Here is a 4,101-nt window from a genome sequence, read left to right on the forward strand (position 1 = left end):
TCCTGGGGGTGTCCGCGGGTACGGGCCTGCTGGCGCTGGGGCTGTGGGGCCTCGGGATGCGCCGCGCGCGCCGGAAGCGGGGGAGCGGGCAAGCGTGAATCCAGAGCGGCCGGCGGGGCGTGCGCGGTAGGGTTCCGGAGCGATGAGTGACGCGAGCCGTGAGCCGGCGCCGAAGCTGACCCTCGAGGTGCGGGACCTGCACAAGTCGTTTGGCGGGCAGCCCGCGCTCCGGGGCGTGGACCTGGTGGTGCCGGAGGGCACGACCTGCGTGCTGATGGGCGTGTCCGGTTCCGGCAAGACGGTGCTGATGAAGCACATCATGGGCCTGATCCGTCCGGACCGGGGCGTGGTGTTGGTGGAGGGCGAGGAGGTGGCGAAGATGGACGAGCCCAAGCTCAACCAGATGCGCCGCAAGCTGGGCATCCTCTTCCAGGCGAACGCGCTGTTCGACTCGCTGAACGTCTTCGACAACGTGGCGTTCCCGCTGCGCGAGCGCACGAAGATGTCCGAGCCGGACATCACCAAGACAGTGAACGAGACGCTGGGGAAGGTAGGCCTGTCGCACGCGGCCACGCGCTTCCCGGGAGAGCTGTCCGGCGGCATGCAGAAGCGCGTGGGCTTCGCGCGCGCGACCATCCTCCAGCCGAAAATCCTGCTCTACGACGACCCCACGGCGGGTCTGGATCCGCTCACCACGGCGGCGGTGAATGAGATCATCACCACGGGCAAGCAGCAGCTGGGCGCCACGTCGCTGGTGATTACGCCGGACGTGGCCTCCGCCTTCGGCACGGCGGACAACCTGGCGCTGATGCACGAGGGCCAGGTGGTGGAGTACGGCCCGCCGGACCACTTCCGTCAGTCGCAGCACCCGGAGGTGAAGGCCTTCCTGCGCAACTGGCTGCGGCGGCGCTCCGCGCAGACCCAGACACCGCAGGCCTGACAAGGATTCATGTAGGCTGCGGTTGCCCGAGGGCCGGCGGGTTCGTGATGGAAGCAGGAGTCCGCATGTCTCGCGGCAAGTTGCGTCCCGTGTTCAAGCGTCTGTGGTTGCTCGCGCCCGTCGCCACGTTGGGGTTGGGGTGCTCCTCGACGTGGGGCTGTGATTCGGATGAGAACTGGGAGCAGCAGACCTTCCCACTTCCCGCCACCCTGCGTGACGGGAGCGTCCCCACGCAGGACACCTCCTGTGAGGAGTTGTGCGAGGCGCTCGGGGCCAGGACGCCCTGTGCTCGCGTCCAGGGGACCGAGGTGGGGGAGGACGGCGGCGTCATCGAACAGGTGAGCTGCGAGGCCCACTTTCTCTGCGAGGGCCGGAGGCCGGAAGGACTGTGCAGCGACGGCGCGGTGGCTTCGGAGACGCCCGCGATGGGAGCGCTCTTCGCGAGGATGGCGCACCTGGAGGCCGCGTCCGTGCCGGCCTTCGAAAGGCTCGCGGACGAGCTGGCCGTGCACGGGGCCCCGGAGCACCTGGTGCGGGCCGCCAGGCGTTCAGCGAAGGACGAGGTCCGTCACGCGGAAGCGATGGAGTCGCTGGCCCGCCGTCACGGAGCCCCGATGCCGGAGCTGAAGGTGGAGCCTTTCCGGGCCCGGTCACTGGAGTCGCTCGCCATCGAGAACGCTGTGGAGGGCTGCGTGCGGGAGACCTACGGCGCGCTGCTGGCGGGTTGGCAGGCCCGGAGCGCGGAGGACGCGCAGGTGCGCGAGTCCCTGGGCACCATCGCCCCGGACGAACTGAGGCACGCGGAGCTGTCCTGGGCCATCGACGTGTGGGCGCTGGATCAACTGTCCCCGGCCGCCCGCGAGCGAGTGAACGCGGCCCGCCGCGAAGCCTGGCGCGAACTGGAGCAGGACGTAGCGGCCAGCCACCTGCCGGATGAAGTGGCCCGCCGCTCCGGGCTGCCCTCCGCGGAAGTGGCCCGAGGGCTTGTAAGGGAGCTGGCGTCCGAGCTGATGCCCGGAGCGCTGGCGTGGTCAGAACCAATAGATTGATTTTAAGTCGCCGTTAGAACCAATCTATTGGTCATGCCTCGCCAGAACCTGACCCACGACACGACGCCATTCGCCGTGGCCCGGTCCATCGCCGCCCTGGGGCAGAACATCGAGCGTGCCCGGAACCGGCGGGGGCTCCGGCAGCTGGACCTCGCGAAGAAGACGGGGCTGGCACTCGGCACGATCCGTCGCATCGAGGAGGGAAGCCCCACCACGGCGCTCAGCGCCTACTTCACGGTTCTCTGGGCGCTGGGGCTCGAGCGCGAGTTCAACGACCTGGCCTCGCCGGACCGGGATGAAGAGGGCAAGACGCTGGAGTCCGCGCGCCAGCCCGCGCGGGTGGACCTCAAGGCGAAGGGGGACCTCGATGACGACTTCTGACCCGTCCGGCTGCTACGTGTACCTCCAGCTTCCGGCGTCGCTCGACGTCGTGACCTGCGGACGCTACGTGCAGCAGGACGGCGTGGGGCAATTCGTCTACGGCAGGAGCTACCTGTCCAACCCCCGCGCTGTCGCGCTGGATCCATTCGAGCTTCCGTTGCGTGAAGGCGTCTTCACGACAGCGAGGCTGGGAGGCATCTTCGGTCCGCTGCGAGACGCTTCTCCGGATGCCTGGGGACGCAGGGTCATCGAGCGGCAGTTGGGGCGCGGGGACCTGAACGAGGTCGGCTTCCTGCTCAACTCGCCGGAGGATCGCGCGGGCGCACTGTCGTTCGGGGAGAGCACCACGCCGCCCGCTCCCGTTCATCAGTTCAACAAGGTGCTCCAGTTGCGGCAGCTGCTCGAGGAGGCAGGCCGCGTTGAACAGGGACTGCCGCCGTCGCCCCAGGTCGACGCGCTGGTGCAGCCCGGCAGCTCCATGGGCGGCGCGCGTCCCAAGAACGTCGTCGAGGACGATGACGGCTTGTGGATCGCCAAGTTCCCATCGCGAAGCGACCGGTGGAACAACGCCGTGGTCGAGCACGGCATGCTGGAGCTCGCACGGGAGTGTGGTCTTCGCGCCGCCTCCGGGAGGCTCATCCGGGTCGCGGGGCAGGACGTGCTCCTCGTGCGCCGCTTCGACCGGGAGCGTACTGGTCCGAACTACCTGCGTCACCGGATGGTCAGCGCCTTGACGGTGCTGCGTGCGGATGAAGATCCGCGTGCGGATCCGCGCGAGCGCAGGAGTTGGTCATACCTCCTGCTGGCGGATGAATTGAAACGCTGGGTCCGCGACCCGGACGAGGACTTGCGCGAGCTGTTCTCCCGGATGGTGTTCAACGCGCTCATCTCGAACATCGACGACCATCCCCGAAACCATGCGCTCATCGCCCCCGACGCCCACTGGAACCTGTCGCCCGCCTATGACCTGACCCCGGCGCCCCAGGCCAGCACGGAACGCGACCTGGCGATGGAGGTGGGAAGCGCCCAGCATCGCCGCGCCAACCGGCGCAATCTCTTGAGCGAATGCGCGCGCTTCCGATTGTCCAGGGGCGAAGCCTCCCGGATCATCGACGCGATGAAGTCCCGCGTGTCGTCCCGTTGGCGCGAAGTCGTCAGCCACAGTGGCGGCACCGAAGCGGACTTGAAGTCCATCGAGCGAGCCTTCGACTACGAGGGCTTCGAGTACGGCACGGAGCCCTGAGACCATGGGTCAGAGGGGCGGCAGCTTCTCCAGGAAGCCCGAGCGCGACAGCCACAGCATCAGCGCGAAGCTGATGGTGTTGAAGGCCGCGTGCGCCACGATGAGCGGTAGCAGCCGTCCCCGGTACCAGAGGACGAAGCCGAACCAGGCGCCCATCACGAACGTCTGGAAGACGGCCAGCGTGCCCTCGTAGAAGTGCCCCACGGAGAAGAGCACCGCGGCCCCCAGGATGGCCGGCACCCAGCCTCCCAGCACCACCTTCAGCCGAGGCACCAGGAAGCCTCGGAAGACGAACTCCTCGAAGCCCGTCACCACCACCATGATGGCCGCGAACGCCGGGATGCTCAGTCCCGTGTCCAGCAGCGCCGCCGCCACGCCCTTGCGCGCCGCCAGCTCCGCGCCCGCCAGCTTCAACGCCACCGCGACCGCCGCCAGTGGCACCGACGCCGCCAGGTGCACCACGTACGTGCCCACCAGCACCCCCCCGC

General features: G+C 68.7%; 5 protein-coding genes. 4 read left to right on the top strand and 1 reads right to left on the bottom strand.

Translation table 11 applies throughout. The annotated features are described in order from the left end of the window. Window positions 1-142 precede the first annotated feature (142 nt). The 4 genes from D7V77_RS40625 (at window position 143) to D7V77_RS40640 (ending at window position 3,613) form a co-directional block, all read left to right on the top strand. Window positions 143-940, top strand: coding sequence for an ABC transporter ATP-binding protein (locus D7V77_RS40625; protein WP_120581540.1), 798 nt, complete (start codon window positions 143-145; stop codon window positions 938-940). Between the two features lie 65 nt (window positions 941-1,005). Then, complete coding sequence (locus D7V77_RS40630) at window positions 1,006-1,989, top strand: hypothetical protein (RefSeq protein WP_120581541.1); 984 nt, start codon at window positions 1,006-1,008, stop codon at window positions 1,987-1,989. A 33-nt stretch (window positions 1,990-2,022) separates the two neighbouring features. Next, window positions 2,023-2,370 (top strand): helix-turn-helix domain-containing protein, encoded by a 348-nt coding sequence (locus D7V77_RS40635; protein ID WP_120581542.1) that lies wholly within the window; start codon window positions 2,023-2,025, stop codon window positions 2,368-2,370. Further along, window positions 2,357-3,613 carry a type II toxin-antitoxin system HipA family toxin gene (locus D7V77_RS40640; RefSeq protein WP_120581543.1) on the top strand — a complete coding sequence of 419 codons (1,257 nt, stop codon included), beginning with the start codon at window positions 2,357-2,359 and terminating at the stop codon, window positions 3,611-3,613. The genes D7V77_RS40635 and D7V77_RS40640 overlap by 14 nt, the downstream gene beginning before the upstream one ends. A 9-nt stretch (window positions 3,614-3,622) precedes the next feature. Here the strand turns inward: D7V77_RS40640 and D7V77_RS40645 are convergent. Beyond that, the coding region (locus tag D7V77_RS40645) for a CPBP family intramembrane glutamic endopeptidase (protein WP_147452330.1) at window positions 3,623-4,101 on the bottom strand (479 nt) is incomplete at its 5' end.

It is taken from the genome of Corallococcus sp. CA041A, assembly GCF_003612075.1.
Classification (GTDB): Bacteria; Myxococcota; Myxococcia; order Myxococcales; family Myxococcaceae; genus Corallococcus; species Corallococcus exiguus.